The organism is Vibrio sp. OPT41, assembly GCF_015163595.1.
GTDB lineage: Bacteria > Pseudomonadota > Gammaproteobacteria > Enterobacterales > Vibrionaceae > Vibrio > Vibrio alginolyticus.
The window spans coordinates 21512-40709 of record NZ_JADDYH010000067.1; the positions used below are offsets into that span (position 1 = coordinate 21512).

The 19198-nt window shown below is 44.3% G+C and carries 15 protein-coding genes; 6 read left to right on the top strand and 9 right to left on the bottom strand.

The window, feature by feature from the left end; genetic code table 11:
• Window positions 1-4 precede the first annotated feature (4 nt).
• Both IQP38_RS21825 and IQP38_RS21830 read left to right on the top strand, forming a co-directional pair.
• Window positions 5-874: a metal ABC transporter solute-binding protein, Zn/Mn family gene (locus IQP38_RS21825; protein WP_005374240.1), complete on the top strand. Its 870-nt coding sequence runs from the start codon at window positions 5-7 to the stop codon at window positions 872-874.
• 215 nt (window positions 875-1089) lie between these two features.
• Window positions 1090-2139, top strand: a complete 1050-nt coding sequence (locus IQP38_RS21830) for a porin (protein ID WP_005374238.1) — start codon at window positions 1090-1092, stop codon at window positions 2137-2139.
• Window positions 2140-2357: 218 nt separating this feature from the next.
• Here IQP38_RS21830 and IQP38_RS21835 read toward each other — a convergent pair whose 3' ends face one another.
• The 4 genes from IQP38_RS21835 to speA form a co-directional block, all read right to left on the bottom strand.
• Window positions 2358-4523, bottom strand: a complete 2166-nt coding sequence (locus IQP38_RS21835; RefSeq protein WP_031777219.1) for a S9 family peptidase — start codon at window positions 4521-4523, stop codon at window positions 2358-2360.
• 311 nt (window positions 4524-4834) lie between these two features.
• Window positions 4835-6040 (bottom strand): multidrug efflux MFS transporter EmrD, encoded by a 1206-nt coding sequence (emrD, locus tag IQP38_RS21840; protein ID WP_017635532.1) that lies wholly within the window; start codon window positions 6038-6040, stop codon window positions 4835-4837.
• Between the two features lie 409 nt (window positions 6041-6449).
• A complete protein-coding gene (gene speB / locus IQP38_RS21845; protein ID WP_017635531.1) occupies window positions 6450-7370 on the bottom strand; it encodes an agmatinase in 921 nt (306 codons plus the stop codon).
• Window position 7371: 1 nt separating this feature from the next.
• Window positions 7372-9282 carry an arginine decarboxylase gene (speA, locus tag IQP38_RS21850; RefSeq protein ID WP_031812864.1) on the bottom strand — a complete coding sequence of 637 codons (1911 nt, stop codon included), beginning with the start codon at window positions 9280-9282 and terminating at the stop codon, window positions 7372-7374.
• A 323-nt stretch (window positions 9283-9605) separates the two neighbouring features.
• Between speA and IQP38_RS21855 the strand changes: the two genes are divergently transcribed.
• Window positions 9606-10331, top strand: coding sequence for an MBL fold metallo-hydrolase (locus tag IQP38_RS21855; protein ID WP_005384195.1), 726 nt, complete (start codon window positions 9606-9608; stop codon window positions 10329-10331).
• A gap of 66 nt (window positions 10332-10397) precedes the next feature.
• Here IQP38_RS21855 and IQP38_RS21860 read toward each other — a convergent pair whose 3' ends face one another.
• The 3 genes from IQP38_RS21860 to IQP38_RS21870 form a co-directional block, all read right to left on the bottom strand.
• Window positions 10398-10826, bottom strand: a complete 429-nt coding sequence (locus IQP38_RS21860; protein WP_005384193.1) for an ATP-dependent zinc protease — start codon at window positions 10824-10826, stop codon at window positions 10398-10400.
• A gap of 65 nt (window positions 10827-10891) precedes the next feature.
• Window positions 10892-11797, bottom strand: a complete 906-nt coding sequence (gene rimK, locus IQP38_RS21865; protein WP_005374224.1) for a 30S ribosomal protein S6--L-glutamate ligase — start codon at window positions 11795-11797, stop codon at window positions 10892-10894.
• Between the two features lie 329 nt (window positions 11798-12126).
• Window positions 12127-12741, bottom strand: coding sequence for a TetR/AcrR family transcriptional regulator (locus IQP38_RS21870; RefSeq protein ID WP_025768062.1), 615 nt, complete (start codon window positions 12739-12741; stop codon window positions 12127-12129).
• A 155-nt stretch (window positions 12742-12896) separates the two neighbouring features.
• Between IQP38_RS21870 and IQP38_RS21875 the strand changes: the two genes are divergently transcribed.
• Both IQP38_RS21875 and IQP38_RS21880 read left to right on the top strand, forming a co-directional pair.
• Window positions 12897-13910 (top strand): MBL fold metallo-hydrolase, encoded by a 1014-nt coding sequence (locus IQP38_RS21875; RefSeq protein ID WP_031780877.1) that lies wholly within the window; start codon window positions 12897-12899, stop codon window positions 13908-13910.
• An 82-nt stretch (window positions 13911-13992) separates the two neighbouring features.
• Window positions 13993-14337, top strand: coding sequence for a DUF5329 family protein (locus IQP38_RS21880; protein WP_053307122.1), 345 nt, complete (start codon window positions 13993-13995; stop codon window positions 14335-14337).
• Here the strand turns inward: IQP38_RS21880 and IQP38_RS21885 are convergent.
• Window positions 14305-15204 (bottom strand): LysR family transcriptional regulator, encoded by a 900-nt coding sequence (locus IQP38_RS21885; protein WP_017819717.1) that lies wholly within the window; start codon window positions 15202-15204, stop codon window positions 14305-14307. The genes IQP38_RS21880 and IQP38_RS21885 overlap by 33 nt on opposite strands.
• A 1332-nt stretch (window positions 15205-16536) precedes the next feature.
• On the bottom strand, window positions 16537-16875 hold the full coding sequence (locus IQP38_RS21890; protein WP_054701928.1) for a YggL family protein: 339 nt from the start codon (window positions 16873-16875) through the stop codon (window positions 16537-16539).
• A 266-nt stretch (window positions 16876-17141) separates the two neighbouring features.
• Between IQP38_RS21890 and IQP38_RS21895 the strand changes: the two genes are divergently transcribed.
• Window positions 17142-19178 (top strand): PhoX family protein, encoded by a 2037-nt coding sequence (locus tag IQP38_RS21895; protein WP_104980344.1) that lies wholly within the window; start codon window positions 17142-17144, stop codon window positions 19176-19178.
• The last annotated feature ends 20 nt before the right edge of the window (window positions 19179-19198 follow it).

Sequence of the window (19198 nt, forward strand, 5' to 3'; positions counted from 1 at the left end):
GAACATGAAGATAAAAAAATTAGCGATAACTTTTGGTTTGGTTATAGCGACAACACTTCCATCGTTGGCAAGCGCCAAAGACATTTTAACCAGCACTCCCGTCACGTACATGTTGTCTGAGCAACTCATGAAAGGTACAGGGATAGAGACTCAGTATCTGCCTCCAAAGCGTTACGGCGTTGAGCGTCTTGAGAACTGGTTCGCAAATAAAGGTACAGAGCAAGTTAAGCAAGCGGGTCAAGCCGCGACGGTTGCTATTACTCTTGGTGCGATTTGGAAACAAGACCCGACTTATGTTTACGCTCGACAGGGCAACATTCACTTGATTGAAATCGATGCATCGCAGGCCATTTCTCCTAGAGCTCAAGGAGTTGCAGTTCTGACATTGGAAAACGGGTCAACATCGAAGTACGCATGGCTGAACCCTACAAACTTAATCCGAATGGCGGGCATTGTTGGAGAGGATCTACAACGTGTATATCCTGAACACCAAAAGGCGATTCAAACGAATCAACAGGCTCTTATGCTCAATGTGCGTGAACTGATCAACCAACAACAGGCAGAGATCTTCGATAAAGGCATCGATTCAGTGGTACTGATGAGTGAGTCATTAGAGGACTTTGCCTCTGGCAACCAATTGTTTGTGGTTGGGCGCGAATTTAAGCCGGAACTTGAGTGGACAGAAGAAGACAAATTATCTTTAAAAGCTCAGTTTGAACAAGATAAAACGCTATGGTTAGTGACGGATAAACGACCGTCGAAAACCTTGACATCGCTTATTAAACCGAGCCGCATACTGCAAATTGATGTTATTGACCGCTGGGGCAGTAACGGTATCAAAACTGAGAAGCCACTCGCACGTTGGGAGATGTGACACGTAAAAAGCCACAGATTTTATGATGGGGAGTGAAAAGTTCCCTATTTTTTTGTGATTAAGCTCAAAATGTGAGCATTGATACCACTGGTTGCATAAGAAAGTGTTTGTTTCATTTCTATTTCATTACTACTTTGTTATGTGTTCGTTGCGATTGATTCGGATTTAATCTGTTTCTAAGCGAACCGGTACAAACAACTATACGGATGTTAACAATGAAAATGAAAACTCTAGCCGTTGCAGTGGCGGCACTAGCATGTGGTTCACAGGCCTTCGCAGCAGAAGTTTACAACAGCGATGGTACATCTTTATCGATCGGCGGTCACGTTTCAGTTGGCGTGGGTGAGTATTTCGAAGAAGAAGTAAAAGTTCACCAAGTGTCTCCACGTATCAATGTTGCGGGCAAGAAAGACATTGGCAACGGTATCACTATCGACGCTAAAGGCGAATGGGCACTTAACTACCTAAATGGTGGTAGCCAGTCGTTTTCAACTCGTTTGGGCTACATCGGCGCGACCCACCAGCAGTTTGGCCGTTTAGTGGGAGGTACACAGTGGTCTCCGTACTACGATGTCGCTGGCGTTGCGGATCTACCAATCGCGTTCGCGAACGACTTTTTGTACGACAATCACAACAATCTAGGTACTGGTCGTGCTGAAAAAATGATCAGCTACCGTAAAAGCTTTGAGTTTGGCGAAGGTTTTGCTTTCAACCTAGGTCTTGGTTGGCAAGGTGAAAATGATGATAGAGGCCTATCATTACAACAAAACCCTAACACAGGTCTTCCAGAATACGTTTCTAAAGGCAGCAAGTATGACCAACGTGGTCAAATCGCACTGAGCGGCTCTGTTGCGGGCTTTGGTCTAGGCTACGTATACAGCGGCGGTGATGTTGAGAATTCTGGTCTAGGTACTAAAACTGCTGAATCACACCTTGTTTCTGTAAATTACGGTGAGTATGGCTCTGGTCTGTACGCAGCTGTTGTATACGGCATGAACGAATACTTCTACGAGATGCGTGAAGAAACTACTCAGATTGAGGGCCTACTAGCGTACGGAGTCAACAATTGGACGTTCAGCGTTAACTACGAAGGTGTAGAAGACGACAAAGACAACAAGACAGTTTCAAGCGAAACTGCGCTACAAGCAGAGTACGCAGTAACTCCTGCATTCGTTACTTTCGCTGGTTACCAGTTTGACCTAGGTAACGACTACAACAATGAAGAGAACGACTACTGGACTCTAGGTGCTCGTTACTACTTCTAATAAATAGGCCAGTTTCTACTGCCTAAACACATTTATTGTGTTAACGCCTACTCGTTGTGAGTAGGCGTTTTTCTTTCTGCTATCCTTTGGCTATAAGAGACGCTAGTCATTCTGTGCTTAGGTAACCCCACTCTTTGTTTAGAGAGTGCGTCTATAAAAAATGCCCGCAACTTGCGGGCATTTTTGTTGTTAGAAGAGATGCAGTTCTATTAATACGCTTATTTTTTATCGAGTAAATCGAGGAAGAAGGCATACTCTAGCGCATCTTCTTTTAAGCGCTTAAATCGACCAGATGCGCCGCCGTGTCCGGCTTCCATATCGGTTTTGAACAACAAGACGTTATCGTCTGTCTTCATTTCACGAAGTTTGGCGACCCACTTCATTGGTTCAAAGTACTGTACTTGAGAGTCGTGCAAGCCAGTCGTTACCAACATGTTCGGGTAGTTTTGCGCCTTGATGTTGTCGTAAGGCGAGTAACTCAACATATAGTCATAGTATGTTTTGTTATTTGGGTTACCCCATTCATCATACTCATTGGTGGTCAATGGAATCGATTCATCGAGCATGGTGGTTACCACGTCCACAAACGGAACATGTGCACCGATACCGCGGTACAGTTCTGGTGCTTGGTTGATGATAGCCCCCATTAAGAGACCTCCTGCAGAGCCACCAACAGCGAAGACTTTATCTTTCGCGCCGTAGCCTTGTTCAACCAAACCTTTAGTCACATCAATAAAGTCGTTGAATGTGTTTTGCTTGGTTAGTTTTTTACCGTCTTCATACCAAGGGCGGCCAAGCATTTCAGATCCACGAATATGAGCAATGGCGTAAACAAAGCCGCGATCCAATAGACTCAAACGTGTCGAGCGGAAAGTTGGCTCAATGGTTGCGCCATAAGACCCATAACCATATTGGTAGAGTGGATTCGTACCATCTTTCTTAAATAAGTCTTTACGATACACCAAAGAAACGGGTACTTCTTTACCGTCACGGGCTGTGACCATGATGCGTTCTGATTGGTAATTGTCAGGATTAAAATCACCAAGTACAGGTGTTTGCTTCATGATTTCTGACCCGCCCGTTGTTAGATCGAAATCGTAGTAGGTTCCTGGAGTGGTTAAACTGCTGTAATAAATACGAACTTTCTCGTTATCCAGCTCTAGGTTACCTGTCAAATAGGCAGCAAACGCATCGTCATTAAATGTGAGGGGGAATTCTTTTCCTGTTGAAAGCTGACGTACAGTGACGCTTGCTAGGCCGTTAGAGCGCTGCTCATAGACGATGTGATCATCGAATAACTCGAAGTCGACAAGTTGAGTGTTGTCGTCTGCGGCAATCACATCTTGCCATTTAGAGCGGTCATGTATGTCATTTTGATGAACTTTCATCAAACGGAAGTTGACGGCTTGATAGTTAGTATAAATGTAGTACCAATCGCCTAGCTTAGAAATACTGTATTCAATGCCATCTTCGCGAGGATAGAACGGTTTCGCCTTTGCTTTAGGGTTGTTCGCATCAATGATAGAGACCCCACTGGTTTCTGTACTCGAATGCCAGATATAAATATCTTCGCCATCTTTGCTTTTGCTTAGTGAGGTGTAATAGGCGCTGTCGGTTTCCTCAAAAATCAGCTCATCGTTGCTTTGTGGTGTGCCCAATACATGACGATAAACTTGGTAGCCCAATAAGGTCTGAGGATCTTTTTTGATGTAGTAAAAGGCGTTGTTATCGTTCTGCCATGCGACAGCGCTTGAGGCCCCTTCGATTTCATCTTGTAGGTAATTGCCTGTTGTCAGGTCTTTGATCTTAAGGGTGTACACGCGGCGGCTTAATGTGTCTTCGCCATACGCCAATAAGTTTTCATTCGGACTAACGTATAGGCCGCCGATACTGAAAAATTCATGTTCTTTTGCTAGTTCATTGACATCTAAAATGATTTGTTTGTCTTTGCCTGCAAAGTCTTTAGCTCGCAAATGGACTTCGTACTCGTTATCTCCGGTCACTTCACTGGAGTAGAAGTAGTTGCCTTTACGAACCGGTACTGAGTTGTCGTCTTTTGCGATACGCCCTTTAATTTCTTCAAATAGCGTATCTTGAAATGTTTCAGTGTGCTTTAGAACGGTTTCTGCGTACTGATTTTCTTTCTCTAGGTGCTGTAAAATTTCAGGGTCTTTACGTTCGTCGTCACGCATCCAGTAGTAGTTATCAACGCGGGTATCGCCATGAATAGTCATCGCGTGAGGGACTTTTTTCGCAACCGGAGCTTGAGTTTGTTGAGCAACGATCTGTGTTTGGGAGTATTGAGTCATGCTGGGGGTTCCTTGATTGCTGCATCCGGCGACAAGCGCGACCGAGACGGTCAACGTAGTTAAAGTGAAACGCATCTGATTTTATCCTTATTGTACACCCAAGTGGCCTCATCCTGAGGGCTGGGCTTTCATTTTGTTAGTGGTTTTCAGTTGTCCATTCTTTGTTATGGGGTATGCCGAAAAAGTGAGAATCCTCAATATTTTCGAGTTGGCTACTCAATTTGAAGGAAGCTGAAAACACATTGTGTAAGCAGCTGTTATTTTTAACAAATATCAATTCGAAAGTTAAATCATTCTCATCGGGAAATCGATATAGTGTGATATGAAAAAAGGGACACACTTGTTGAGTGTGTCCCTTTTGGATTTTGAAAGTAAGCTGATAATGATCAGATAACTTGCGGTACTTCGTTTGAGTGATTGTGTGCTCGATTCACCCACATTAACCCAAGCATTGCAATTACCGACATTGCCATCATCAAAATGCCCAAAGGCATCTGGTTATGCGCTGGAAATAGTGACGCGAGCAAAGTTGCGACACCTGCCCCCAAGTTTTGCATGCCACCCAATGTCGCGCCTGCTGTTCCTGCATGGTATGGGAATGGCGCAATCGCTCCAGTTGTTGCCGCTGGGAAGAGAATACCTGCACCCAAAAAGTACACGGTTGCGCCTCCAACCAGCGTTAATGCAGTGGTTAAACCAAACAAGCCTGGGATGAGCACAATAGCAGAGCCCACAAAAATAGAGACCAAGCCTACATTTAAAGCACGACGCTCAGAGCGACGTCTTGCGATGTAGCTAGATAAGCCTGCACCCACCAAGTAACCTGGGATCGGCAATATAAACAGCAAACTTACCGTTGTTGCTGGTAATTCTAATACCCCACCTAACAATACCCCAGCTGCCGCTTCGAATACACCCACACCAGCGAATGTTGCAACCAGGCAAATCAAAAAGCCTTGAAAGCGACGGTCAGACAAAACGTGTTTGTAGCTTTTGGCTACTGGTTCGAATTTGCGTTTCTCTTTTGGTAGCGTCTCCATCATGCTTGTCATCATGGTGATCACAACCGCGATAGCAAATAGCGCTAAGAACAAGTAGCTCGACCGCCATCCGAAAGCTTCTGTTAGGTAACCGCCTAATACTGGTGCCATTAATGGTGAGAAAATCACACACATGCTAATTAAGCTGTTTGCTCTGTGTAGATCAGAGCCTTCAAAGCAATCGCGAGTCAGAGTGCGTGACATCGCACCGCCGCAGCCAATACCTAAGCCTTGGATAAAGCTACCAATCAAGAACCATTCAAATTGATGTGCAAATAATGCTACCAGTGTACCCACGATGTAGATAAGCAGCCCGACGATGATGATCGGTTTGCGTCCCAAGCGGTCCGATAGTGTGCCATACGCAAATTGCGACAAGCCATATGGGATTAGGTAACAAGCCATCACAGCTTGAAGTGATGACGCAGATACCAAAAACTCGCCCGCCATATGACCGATTGAAGGCACGTACATTGTCTGGGTCATTTGACCCACGGCAGTCAATATAGCGATTAAAAAGGTAAGTTTCGCTAATGGAAACGAAGCAGACATTTGCGTATCTCTCCAAAAAATTTAAGACGTAAAAACCCTTAGCGCTCTTTTATAGAGTGCCAACTGAATTCTTGTGTTGCGGGGGTATTTGCGCGAGATAATAGTGCTTGCTTGTATAATTAGCAATCGAAAAGTGTGAAGTTGAGCAAGATAAAAATCTATGATTTCAATTAGAAAAACTAATCCGATTTTGTTTTCAAAAAGAGATGCATTTCTTTGTCTAATTAAGTTAAATCTTTTACTTTTCGTGAATAGAATGAGCCTTATAGGTAACTGGTTTTAATGGTTAAAGTGCAAAAATAAAGCGTCTGCTCGGTTGATCTGAGTTCAAGATGAAACGAGTGAATAAAAGGTAGAGGAAGGCATCAGAAAGAAAAGGGAGCCGAAGCTCCCTTAGAAATGATTATGTCTATTCGCGCTCAGATGCGTATGCGTAAAGCATTTCTAGTGCGATGGTTGCTCCCGCTAGTGCGGTAACATCACTGTGGTCGTATGGAGGCGATACTTCGACAACATCCATACCCACGATATTCATGCCGGCTAAACCACGAATAATTTTCAGCGCTTTGTCTGAGTTCAAGCCACCACAAACTGGTGTACCAGTTCCCGGTGCGAAGGCCGGGTCTAAGCAGTCGATGTCAAAAGTAACATACACTGGCTTGTCTGCGACGGTGCGACGAATTTCTTCTAGGATCTCGTTCACAGGCATGTCATTCGCTTGCATCGCATTAATCACATTGAAGCCGTGATCTTGCTGTTTGTACTCCGTACGAATGCCGATTTGTATTGAGTTCTTCGCTGAGATCAAACCTTCTTTCGGCGCATGGTAGAACATCGTACCGTGGTCGTATGAACTGCCATTTGCATAGGTGTCCGTATGAGCATCAAAGTGAATCAAAGCCATTTGGCCATGATGCTTCGCATAGGCACGCAGGATAGGTAGCGTAATGAAGTGGTCACCGCCCAATCCCAACATGGTTTTACCACTTTTTAGAATTTCACTGGTTGCCGCTTCAAGGCGGTAAGTAAAATCTTCCGCATCACCGCAATCGAACACGAGATCACCTGCGTCGATCACTTTCAGTTTATCCAATACGTTGAAGCTCCACGGGAACTTCTTACCTTCCCATGCCAAGTTGACTGAGGCACGGCGAATTGCATCTGGACCCATACGCGCACCTGGACGCCCAGATGTTGCCATGTCCAGAGGGACTCCCAACACCACAACGTCTGCGTCTGCCGATACCGGGTTACGAATGTACGGCAGACGTAAAAACGACATAGAGTTGGAGTAAAGCGAATAATCAGTTTTAGTAAACAAATCATTCATATCAGAAGTCCTCTAAATAGGTGTATCCTGCTAGACCTTGTTCTAGTTCTGCTAGGATTTGTGCTTGTTCATTGGCTTCAACTCGATGTGAAACCAATTGTTTATAATTGTCACGAATCGCATCCACGTCGATATGAACGTAGCGCATCATGTCTTCTACACTATCACCTTCGTTGATGTAACTGATCTCAAATTGACCGTGTTCATCAACATTGACTACAGCACTGTGGGTATCACCAAATAGGTTGTGCATGTCACCAAGGATTTCTTGGTATGCGCCTACTAGGAAAAAGCCCATTAAGTACGGTTTGTCTTTGCTCCAAGCTGGTACAGGTAGCGTGCTCTCGATGCCTTGACCATCAACGTAGTGATCGATCGCGCCATCAGAGTCACATGTGATGTCCAACATCACTGCACGACGCTCTTCCGCCTCGCCCAGACCAGAAAGTGGCAGAACAGGGAACACCTGATCAATACCCCAAGCATCTGGTAGAGATTGGAAGAGAGAGAAGTTCACGAAGAACTTATCCGCAAGACGTTCGCTCAACTCGTCCAGAATCGGACGGTGGAAGCGATTCTTAGTGCTCATCTTGCGGCTTAATTCGAAGTAAATGCGCAGTGACAATTGTTCTGCCCACGCACGTTGTTCCAAGTTAAGCACGCCTGTAGCAAATTGAGAGTGCACTTCTGCCAAATCACTTTGGGTATCATTGTAAATCTCAATTAACGCACGAGCGTCTGTACCATCTTGTAAGTTTTCCCAGTTTCGCCACATGTTTTGTAGCAACAGCGGAGCGTCCTCATCAAGCTCATGTACTTCTTCCGGTAGGTACGACTCGGTACCAATTACGTTAGAAATCAATACAGCGTGGTGCGCTGTTAGCGAGCGACCCGATTCCGAAATGATCACTGGCATTGGTTGTTCGTATTGCAGACACACATCGCCCACAGTGTTCACGATATTACGTGCGTATTCTGCAAGTCCGTAGTTCATCGAATTCGATGATTGGCTGCGTGTGCCGTCATAATCCACTGCCAAGCCGCCGCCCACATCGAAGTACTCGATGTTTGCACCGAGTGCGCGTAGTTCGCAGTAGAAACGTGCAGACTCGTTCACACCATTGCGTACATCACGGATGTTTGCCATCTGTGAACCAAGGTGGAAGTGAACCAGTTGCATCGCGTCTAGGTTGCCTTCGCGTTTAAGACGTTCAATAACGCTAAGCACTTGCGATGCTGATAAACCAAACTTCGATTTTTCACCGCCACTTGCTTGCCATTTCCCTGCGCCTTGAGAGGCGAGGCGAATGCGTAAACCAAGGCGCGGTTTTACGCCCAAACTTTTCGCTTCTTCTAGTACCAGATCCAGCTCAGAAAGCTTCTCTAATACGATGAATACCTTGTGACCCAGCTTTTCACCGATCAGTGCAAGACGCACATACTCACGGTCTTTGTAGCCATTACACACGATCACGGAGCTACCTTGTTGAGCCAATGCAAGTACCGCCAACAATTCTGGCTTGCTACCCGCTTCAAGACCAAGCTGCTTGGTTTCTAGTTGAGCTTGGCTCGCTAGAATTTCATCCACCACTTCACGTTGTTGGTTTACTTTAATTGGGTACACCAACAAGTATTTGTTTGGATATTGGTATTCTTCAATTGCTTGGTTGAATGCGTGGCAAATACCATGCACACGTTGGTGCACGATTTGCGGGAAGCGTACTAATACAGGCAGATTTAACTGCTTCGCTTCTAGCTCATTTACAATAGCGCTGAAAGGGATTTGATGTGCACGATCACTACGTGGTGATACATATACTTCGCCTTGGTCATCAATGCCGTAGAAACCTTGGCTCCAGTAGTGAACGTTGTAGTCCGCGCGGATGCGGTCTAATTTAGTTGCTTTTTCCAACTCGATTCTCACAAAAATGTACTTAACTCCTTAATTAATTAGAAGGAAAAGTACAAAAAAGCAAATCATGAGGTATTTACCTCATACCCTGACACGAACTCCGTGTGCGCGCATTAACGGATAAAAGGGCCCTTGAGTCTAATGATTAAAATCTATCATCTCGATTATGATTTGTTGTCGTCGCTACGTGTGAATATTTGTTTACCGAAGCGTCCATTCTGCTGTTATAGTTGGTCTGACCAGTAAGGATTCGGTCATGAAGCATCTCACTAAAATAAGGACATATTTTGCAGCTGCACAGAATTCAGGGGTACATTCAGACCATGTATCTCGCCGAATATCCCGATAAATTATTGTTGCTTGATGGTGCCAGTCGAGCAGACATTCCTCATCTTAAAGACTTTATTGAACATCAACTCCATCGTCCTTTTTCTGACCTAAAGTTGGTTGTTGTGACCCACATGCATCCAGACCATGCTGGTGGTGCGCACAAACTACGTGATTTAACAGGATGTAAGCTATTGGCCGCAAAGCGAGAGAGCCAGTGGTATAGCGGTGTAGACGGTTGGCTAATGCATTTGACCGATTTAATGTTAGCACGCTGGATGGCGAATCGGATGCGTAAACCAAAGCAAAACCTTTGGTATTCCCGCAAGTTAAATCCAGATATTGAACTTATTGATGGAGAGTTTATTCCTGGATTTGATGATTGGCAGGTGCTAGAAACGCTTGGGCATACCGACCGAGATCTGTCGGTTTATCATTCTGAACAAGATGTGCTGTATGTGGCGGATTTAATGGTGCAGGTGAAAAAGCATCTGATTGCGCCGTTTCCCATATTTCATCCGAATCAATATCGGCAATCATTAAAGCGTGTGTTTGAGATGAATCCGCAATGTTTGCTTCTGGCACATGGGGGAGAGGTGACTTTGGATGAAAAAGCGTATCAGCACATTTTGAATACAGCGCCGACTAAGCCAATGACGCACTGGCGAGTGACAAAAGTTAAAGCGAAGGGATTGTTGTTTGCGTTATTTCGTAGGAAGTAGGCTGAGATAAAGCCAGACGAGTGATGCTCAACAAAAACGTTCGATCACTCATCTGAAGCTACGGGGTTAAGATGCCAATAAGTGAGATTGGCTAGGATCAACGAGCACTTTGTCTGCCATACCCTGACGACCTAACAACATCATGTAAGTCATTTTTTCACGGTTAGTCAACGTAATGTCGATTGGCCATTGTTGGTCGCCCATACGCAGCATCGTTGTGATCACGCAGCGGTGCTCAAAAGTACCGTTAGAAGATTTAACCTTACGGTTTGCTTTTAGTTTCGCTGTGCAGCGAACCACTTGTTCTAAATGGTATACATCTGGGTGCAAATCGAATGCAACATAAGACTGACCATCTTTTTCAAAGCAATCAATATTGTCTACATGTAATGAAGAGGTTTGAGCGCCTGTATCAATACGCGCTTCAAGGTGAGTAATCCCTAACTCTGGCAAGCAAATAGCTTCGGCATTCCCAATGATCATTTTCTGATTCATAGTGTCATCCTAGCGACGAGTAACAAGAGAGCCGGTTTTTGGCTCTCTTGTGCGTTAAACAAAAATCAACCTTTACCGCGAGTACGGTTTGAATTTGGCTTAGCGTTTTTCTCGATAAAATCGAAGATCATACCTGCAATGTTTTTACCAGTTGCTAGTTCGATGCCTTCTAGACCAGGGGAAGAGTTCACTTCCATTACCACTGGGCCATTTTTAGATTGAAGGATATCCACACCACAAAGGTTCAAGCCCATCACTTTCGCTGCATTTACAGCGGTCGCACGCTCTTCTTTGCTCAAACGCACGAGTTGTGCAGAGCCACCACGGTGAAGGTTAGAACGGAACTCGCCTTCTTTTGCTTGGCGCTTCATTGCGGCAATCACCTTATTACCGACAACAAAACAACGGATGTCCGCGCCTTTTGCTTCTTCGATAAATTCTTGCACCATGATGTTAGCTTTCAAACCCATGAAAGCTTCAATCACGCTTTCTGCCGCTTTATTTGTTTCAGCAAGTACAACACCAATGCCTTGAGTGCCTTCTAGCAATTTAATCACTAGAGGTGCGCCACCAACGTTTTTGATCACGTCCTGAATGTTGTCAGGATGGTGAGCAAAGCCAGTGCGTGGCAAACCGATGCCTTTACGTGATAGCAGTTGTAATGAGCGCAACTTGTCACGAGAGCGGCTGATCGCGACAGATTCGTTGACACAAAATGTACCCATCATTTCAAACTGACGTACAACAGCAGTGCCGTAAAACGTAATAGATGCCCCAATACGTGGAATAACAGCATCGTATTGCGGTAATTCTTCACCCTTGTAGCGGATCTTAGGGTTGTTGCTCGTAATGTCCATATAACAGTGAAGCGTGTCGATCACATCGATTTGATGCCCACGTTCTTCACCCGCCTGTTTTAGGCGCATGGTTGAATATAAATTCTCATTACGAGAGAGAATAGCAATACGCATGGCAATTCCTTAGTAAGTCAGTACCAAATTAAAATATAAGTATAGAGCATAGAATGCAGTAGGCAGGTGATCATGTTATGACATAACCTACTTACTTCAACGATTTAGAATTGTGGTTGAACAACCACGTCGTCAGAGGTGCGCACCTTAGGGCGTTTTTTTGTGAGATGAAAACGAAAAAGCATCGTCGACACGACAAAAATATTTTATCGAACGCTCACGCCTTGCGGTATGAGACTGTCAAGGGTGAGATAAATAAAATTGAGCAAAAATTTCATCGCTTTGTCACGAATTATCGCTTAAAAAAGCGGCCAATTTGACCGCTGTTTTTAGCTGTTTTGATAGTGACTTAAAAAAAGTTCCGCCGTTTGGGTAGCTAACAGCCTAGATTCTTCATTCGACAAAGAGGGGCGAATTCCCATTAACTGCGGCCAGAATGCACTGCCTTTAAGTAAGTTGTGCAATTGAGTGCTTGCTATATGTACATCATCAATTTGCAAAGCGCCACTGTTCGATTTCTCAGTAAGCCAGCGGTATAGGGCGGTTTCCTGTTTCGACATTTGTTCTGCTTGTTCTTTGAGATCTTCCGGCTTAAATAAGAAGTGCCCAAATGCCACTTTTGCCAGCTCAATATAGTTTGGTTCCGTTACCACAATGATCTCGCTGTAGAGTAATTCAATCAATTGATCTTTGAGTGGCAGAGTGGCCAAGCGTTTAATATCGCTTTCCATCATTGACGAACGCCAAAGCTCAGTCAGCAACTCAGTCACGATCGCTTCCTTAGAAGGGAAGTGATTATAGACCGTGCGCTTAGAGACTTGTGCGATTGCAGAGAGCTTATCCATGCTGGTGTTTTGCACCCCAAACTCTTGGAACGCTTGCCTTGCCGCGCACAAGATGGCTTCTCTTTTGGTTTCACTACGACTTTTTCTTTTTACATTCATAAGCTTGCTAAGTTAAGAAGATCGTTTCTTGATCTATTTTACACTAAGTAGTTTACTTTTGATAATTAGAATGTAAACTGCACCGTGTAGTTTACTTCTGTTCGGGTTAACTTTTTATGAAAAAAACTTTGCTAGCCACAGTAGGAGCGTTCGCGATGGGTACATCAATGATTTCTTGTTCTAATGTTGATACTGAAAAAGCGCCAACATACCCGGACAAATTTGCAAATACAGAGTTGGAATACAAAAGCGGTTTGGGCGACATGTTCGAAATCATGAAAGCGTATTTTACGACTGAGCGCCTTAACCCAACACCAACGATTGAAATTCCAGTGCATGCGATCACAGCGCGGCAACTGTTAGAAGAGCAAGATGACGTCATCTATCGTCTGGGTCACTCAAGCGTATTAATGAAGCTCGACGGAAAACTGGTGATGACCGACCCTGTATTCAGTGATCGCGCGTCTCCTGTACAATGGGCAGGGCCAAAACGCTTTCACCAAACCCCCATCACGATAGAAGATTTGCCAACTATCGATGTGGTGGTGATCAGTCATGACCATTACGATCACCTAGATAAAGCTTCTATTAAAGTGCTAGGCGACAAGGTGGGCACTTTCTTGGTACCGTTAAAAGTTGGCCAATTACTGGTGAATTGGGGTGTGCCGAAGGAGAAAGTGATCGAGCTAGATTGGTGGGAGTCACATTCTGTCGACGGTATTGAATATACATTGACTCCGACTCAGCATTTCTCCGGTCGAGGTTTGACAGACCGCGATACGACACTGTGGGGCAGTTGGGTTATTAATGCACAACAACACAAAGTGTTCTTCAGTGGTGACTCTGGTTACTTCAATGGCTTTAAAGAGATTGGTGAAAAGTACGGTCCGTTTGACTTCACTATGATCGAAACCGGCGCATACAATGAACTTTGGTCAGACATTCACATGTTCCCAGAGCAAAGCGTTCAAGCACACATTGATGTGCAGGGCAAAGTGATGATGCCAATTCACAACAGTACGTTTGATTTATCGATGCATGATTGGAATGAGCCGATGCAACGCGCGTTAGATATCAGTGAAGAGCGCGGTGTAACGTTAGTGAGCCCTGAGATTGGTCAACGCTTGGCGATTGCGGAGCCTCAGCCTGCGAAGGCATGGTGGCAATAATGGCTGAGCTAAAAAGCCAAACATCAGAATAGTTAAGTCACTTATTAGTAGTTACTTGGTCAGGGATAAGGATAAAGGTGCGATGAAAGCAAAGTGGACGTTGTTACTTACATTAAGCATTCTGCCTACCTTTGCACTAGCAGGAGTAGAGCAAGATATCTTGACGTTGATAACACGAGTTGAGCAATCCTCTTGCACCTTTATCCGCAACGGCAAGTCGTACACTAATCAAGAAGCAGCAGAACACATGCGCAATAAATGGGATTACGCCAAAGATGACGTTGATTCCGTGGATGTGTTTATAAAAGAAGTTGCGTCGAAAAGTTGGTTATCTGGCAAACCATATTGGGTGGATTGCCAAGAGGAACGCATTACCAGCGAAGAGTGGCTAACATCATTGATGCGCACCACCGATCACATCCAATAACACTTCTTTGATGGTCTGATAGCGCAGAGGTAGAGCACGACTGCGCTTACGAACCAGAAATAGCTCTTCACATACAGTGTTTTTCAGTTGAGCAATGTATAACGTGTCTTTTAGTGGAAAATTGTCGACCGCACTTTGAGGCAGCACGGTGAAGCCAAGTCCTTTGCTGACAGGCAGCAAAATTTGGCTCAATTGATTTACGTAGCCGGATAATGGTAAATCGCTCATCTTAATTTCTTGGAGCTGTGGTTCTTCACATTGGTCAAAAAACAGCGTCATGTAATGCTCGGCATCAGGGTGGCTAATGACACCACAGTCATGCAAGAGTTGTGGCGTTATCTGCTTATTTTGATATTGCTTTGGCAGAACCAAGCACAACCTCTCTTTACCAATTCGCTCACTGTGAAACAGACCTTTGTTGGGAACATCAGTCACGATACCAATATCAATGTGCCCTTGCGTTATGGCGTTGAGAATAGATTGATTTGGCGCGGCTTCTAAATGTAACGATAAGCTCGGGTGCTGTTTTTGCTTCTCCAAAATGGGCCCATACAACATTAACGCCATTGCACCAGAACAAGCCAGTTTACAATGGCCTGAAAACGCATCATCAAAACTGAGCTCTTCGAGCAGCTTCTTTTCTCTATCTTCTAACTCGAGCGCATATGCGTAGACAATCCTGCCTTGCTCGGTTAATTCGAAGCTTTTGTTTTCGCGCTTGATCAAGGCATGCTGACAACTTTGCTCTAATTTTTTGATGTGTTGGCTGACGCCAGGCTGAGTCATAAAAAGTTTTTCTGCCGTTTGCGTAAAATGACCGACTTCAATCAATGTCTTAAATGTATGTAACCAAACAGGATTAAGCATAGTGTGTGATTTTCTGAGAGCTTTGTTGGGAGACGTAAAGAAAATGATAGCACGGTGTTTTATGAAAACAGAGAAGACTTAAACGATAAAAGATGAATCGTTATCAATACATTACAGACAAAATAAAACCCCGCCTGGTTTCCCAGACGGGGCTTATTCTTTTTCGCAGCAATCCAGCTACTAATAGGTGCTCCCTGCATCTATCCTTGATTGTGGCTAAGTCCTTTAACCGAGTTCCTTGTTCATCGCCTTCCTAGCGGTGTCCATTCTTGCCTATCATCCTGACGGGCGAACTCTATCCTAGAGCTTAACTACATCCTTGCTGACAACTCATCCTAAGTTATCAAATCTTCATCCTGAAGATACCCAATCCTTTAGGCTTTTTTCCTGTTCCCGCCAACATCCTGTCGACAAATTGAGTATTGATGTTTTGCTGATTTGACTCAATTAACTTTTCTAAATTATTTTTACTGATTATTTTAAGTGAATTTAAATATTACTTTTAAATCATATATTTAATGTTTTTTCTGGCATTGCTCTTAGAGGTGATTAATCTATTTGCTCACAACTCTTGTAAGAGATCTCGCACAAGTTTGGTGGTGAATGTATTAATGTGCGCTTTTTGTTCCGAGTTCTGTGGATTGAACTGGATCACAATGCGTTAAAAGGGAGACGATAAAGATGAAAGTGAATTGATCTTGAGTAGAGATTTGTTTGAAAAGAAATAAAAATTCTTGCGGTTTTTATAAACAGTATGGTAAATCTGAAATGCCCACCTTGTTAATCCTTATTAAGATTCAATGACAGTATAAGTAGGGAACTTGATTGCCATTTTTCTGTCATATCTGGTGAGTAAGTTAACTGTGTCAGATAGATAATATGCCGTTTGCCAGTAAAAACAGGCTGCAAGAAATCGGTAATTATCATTATGTTGTGAAATTGGTCACGGTTAAATGATTGATTCCCTTATAGATTGAAGGGGATACGACCTTAGACAATAAGCTCCATGAGGAGCGTTACTTATATAAGATGAGGGACTTTACTATGAAAAAGACTAGAAGAGCTCAGCTACATCGTGTGCGTATTCAATACTGGAAAGACACGAAAGACGCCCCAGCTAAAAAATCATAGTTAATTATACCTAAAGGCACGAGCTGGCTGTGGAACGCAGTTTCCCGTTGATTGCCAGCTCAAAAACGCCAAAATCACTCCGCGCAACTTCCCAAGCACCCTATTTTTAATATCGCATTCTTCCAAAAATAAAAAAGCCAGTCTTAAGACCAGCTTTCTCTACCATTTATTGAGCTCTGCGTATTACAGGTTGCCCTTTAGTTACAGGTAGTTGGCGTCAACTAGTTCGCCCGCTTGCGCGCTTTTCACTTCTGGGCGTGCTTCTAACCATTTGATAACTTGCGCTTTCTGTTCTTCAGTCGCACTGCCGTAACGGTTAGTAGAACATAGGAAGCCTTCAAACAGTTCTAGACCACCGCCACCGAAGCAAAGACCAAGCTCGTCAATGTAGTCGATAAAGTCATCAACGAATGCATCGTAACGGTCGAAGTCGTTAATGTCTGTTTCACAGCTGATCTCGAAACCTAGGATTGCGAACTCACCTAAGAACAGCTTTTTACGGATACGACGGCTCTTGTTATCGATCTTGTCTAATTTCATGATTATCTCTCGTAGATGATTTGATTTCGTACACCTTATACCTTCTATCATACTTTAGCCCAAGTAAAATCAGAATGAAGCGATACAGTTGGTGATTATGTGACCAGAATTTAATTGCTTCGTTAGCTGTGTTGGTTGGTTTGCAGTATTGTTGAAACACAAGTTTCATATGTTTTAAGCACTTTTGTCATTTTTCTTATCCAAACTTCTTGCCGTTCAACTAATCACTTATTTATTAATTAAACTATAAGATCGGGAAAGTAAAAATGAGCAAGGAAACCTTTGACGCGACGCGTTATAACCAAAGTGAAAACAAACCATTTGAAGAAGTATTAGAAGCGAGCCTATCTCGACGCAGCATTCTGAAAGGTGGTTTAGGTATCAGTGCGATGACAGCGTTTGGTGCTTTCGGATTGGCTGGTTGTAACTCGTCTGACTCAGGGAGTACAGTAAGCAGTGGTTCGGGCGCATCTAAAGCCGTTCTTAACTTTGAATCTATCCCTGGCTCACTCACTGACGCAGTTTCAATTCCACAAGGCTACACCGCACAAGTACTAGTACCTTGGGGAACACCACTTAATGCACAAGGCAGCGCATGGCAAAATGATGGTACCAACACCAGTACCGATCAGTTAAATGCGCTAGGCATGCACCATGACGGCATGCATTTTTTCCCATTGAACGATAGCACTACAGATGGCTTGCTATGTATTAACCACGAGTACATCGACACATCAGCACTGCATCCAAACGGTCCGACGGTTGAAAATGGCGTACGTACCATTGTAGATGAAGTGCGCAAAGAGATTTACGCGCACGGTGTATCAGTGGTTCGCATTCAACTGGAAGACAACATGTGGAAGTTGGTTGATACTGACCCACTAAACCGTCGTTATACTGGTGCGACAGTCATGGATTTGTCTGGCCCGGTAGCCCACACATCTTTAACTGTCACTCGTTTCTCACCAGATGGCAGCCAAGCGCGTGGTACGTTAAACAACTGTGGCAACGGCTACACGCCGTGGGGCACTTACTTAACGTGTGAAGAGAACTGGCCTGGTTACTTTGTTAACGCCGGGACTCGTACAGAAGAGCAAGATCGCATTGGTGTTGATGACCAAAGCACACGCTACTTGTGGGAGACATTAGCAGGTAATGCAGAAGAGCGTCTTGATGAGTTCTCTCGCTTTAATGTGGCTCCAACAGGAGCAAGTGCGATGGATGATTACCGTAATGAAGCCAATGGTCACGGTTACATTGTCGAGATTGACCCTTACACGCAAAACTCACGTGCGAAGAAACGTACTGCGCTAGGTCGTTTCCGTCACGAGGGCTGTACTTTCGGTAAGCTTGAAGAAGGCAAACCAGTGGTATTTTATTCTGGTCACGATTCTCGCTTTGAATACCTATACAAATTTGAATCTGCGGCAGCGTGGGATCCAGCAGATGCTAACCCTGATAACCGCTTGGCGATGGGTGACAAGTACATGGACGAAGGCACACTGTATGTGGCGCGCTTCAATGAAGACAGCACAGGTACTTGGTTACCATTAACGCTTGATAGCGTAACAACCGCTGGTGGTACGTTAGCGGATCACTTTGATTCACTGGCTGAAATTATCATCAATACTGCGGGTGCGGCGGATTTAGTTGGGGCAACACCAATGGATCGACCAGAGTGGTGTACGGTTGATCCATTCACGGGTTCAGTATATTTAACATTGACGAACAATACGCGCCGTACAGATGAAACCAATCCTGCGAATCCACGTTTGAATAATAAGTTTGGTCATGTTATCCGTTGGGATGAAGGTGCTTCAGCAACTGACTTTACTTGGGATATCTTTGTGTTTGGTTCGCCAGCAAATGGTGATGCAGATACCAACCGTTCTGGCTTGAATGAGTTAAACCAGTTTGCGAGCCCAGACGGATTAGCGTTTGATGGCCGTGGTATTTTGTGGATTCAGACTGATAACGGCGCAGATGAAGTCACGTCTTACACCAATGATCAAATGTTGGCTGTTGTTCCATCTAAGCTAACAGATGAGAATGGTGATCAAGCTGTGATTGGTGCGGATAATCAAGCTGAATTGAAACGCTTCTTTGTCGGACCAAATGGTTGTGAAGTAACAGGCTTTACCATCAGCCCTGATTACAAATCATTGTTTGTGAATATTCAGCACCCAGGCAACTGGCCATACAGTGAAGATGCAGCCGAAGAAACGCCTGCTGGTGTTTCTGTGCGCCCACGAGCGGCGACAGTGGTTATTCGCCGTGAAGACGGTGGAGAGATTGCAGTTTAATCTCTAAATGAATAAACACC

Bases quoted from the DNA above. Each gene is read 5' to 3' on its own strand.
- emrD (WP_017635532.1), bottom strand. From the start codon at position 6,040: ATGTCTGCTTCGTTTCCATTAGCGAAACTTACCTTTTTAATCGCTATA.
- IQP38_RS21830 (WP_005374238.1), top strand. From the start codon at position 1,090: ATGAAAATGAAAACTCTAGCCGTTGCAGTGGCGGCACTAGCATGTGGT.
- IQP38_RS21890 (WP_054701928.1), bottom strand. From the start codon at position 16,875: ATGAAATTAGACAAGATCGATAACAAGAGCCGTCGTATCCGTAAAAAG.
- rimK (WP_005374224.1), bottom strand. From the start codon at position 11,797: ATGCGTATTGCTATTCTCTCTCGTAATGAGAATTTATATTCAACCATG.
- IQP38_RS21860 (WP_005384193.1), bottom strand. From the start codon at position 10,826: ATGAATCAGAAAATGATCATTGGGAATGCCGAAGCTATTTGCTTGCCA.
- IQP38_RS21835 (WP_031777219.1), bottom strand. From the start codon at position 4,523: ATGCGTTTCACTTTAACTACGTTGACCGTCTCGGTCGCGCTTGTCGCC.
- IQP38_RS21870 (WP_025768062.1), bottom strand. From the start codon at position 12,741: ATGAATGTAAAAAGAAAAAGTCGTAGTGAAACCAAAAGAGAAGCCATC.
- speB (WP_017635531.1), bottom strand. From the start codon at position 7,370: ATGAATGATTTGTTTACTAAAACTGATTATTCGCTTTACTCCAACTCT.
- IQP38_RS21875 (WP_031780877.1), top strand. From the start codon at position 12,897: ATGGGTACATCAATGATTTCTTGTTCTAATGTTGATACTGAAAAAGCG.
- IQP38_RS21885 (WP_017819717.1), bottom strand. From the start codon at position 15,204: ATGCTTAATCCTGTTTGGTTACATACATTTAAGACATTGATTGAAGTC.
- IQP38_RS21895 (WP_104980344.1), top strand. From the start codon at position 17,142: ATGAGCAAGGAAACCTTTGACGCGACGCGTTATAACCAAAGTGAAAAC.
- IQP38_RS21880 (WP_053307122.1), top strand. From the start codon at position 13,993: ATGAAAGCAAAGTGGACGTTGTTACTTACATTAAGCATTCTGCCTACC.
- IQP38_RS21825 (WP_005374240.1), top strand. From the start codon at position 5: ATGAAGATAAAAAAATTAGCGATAACTTTTGGTTTGGTTATAGCGACA.
- IQP38_RS21855 (WP_005384195.1), top strand. From the start codon at position 9,606: ATGTATCTCGCCGAATATCCCGATAAATTATTGTTGCTTGATGGTGCC.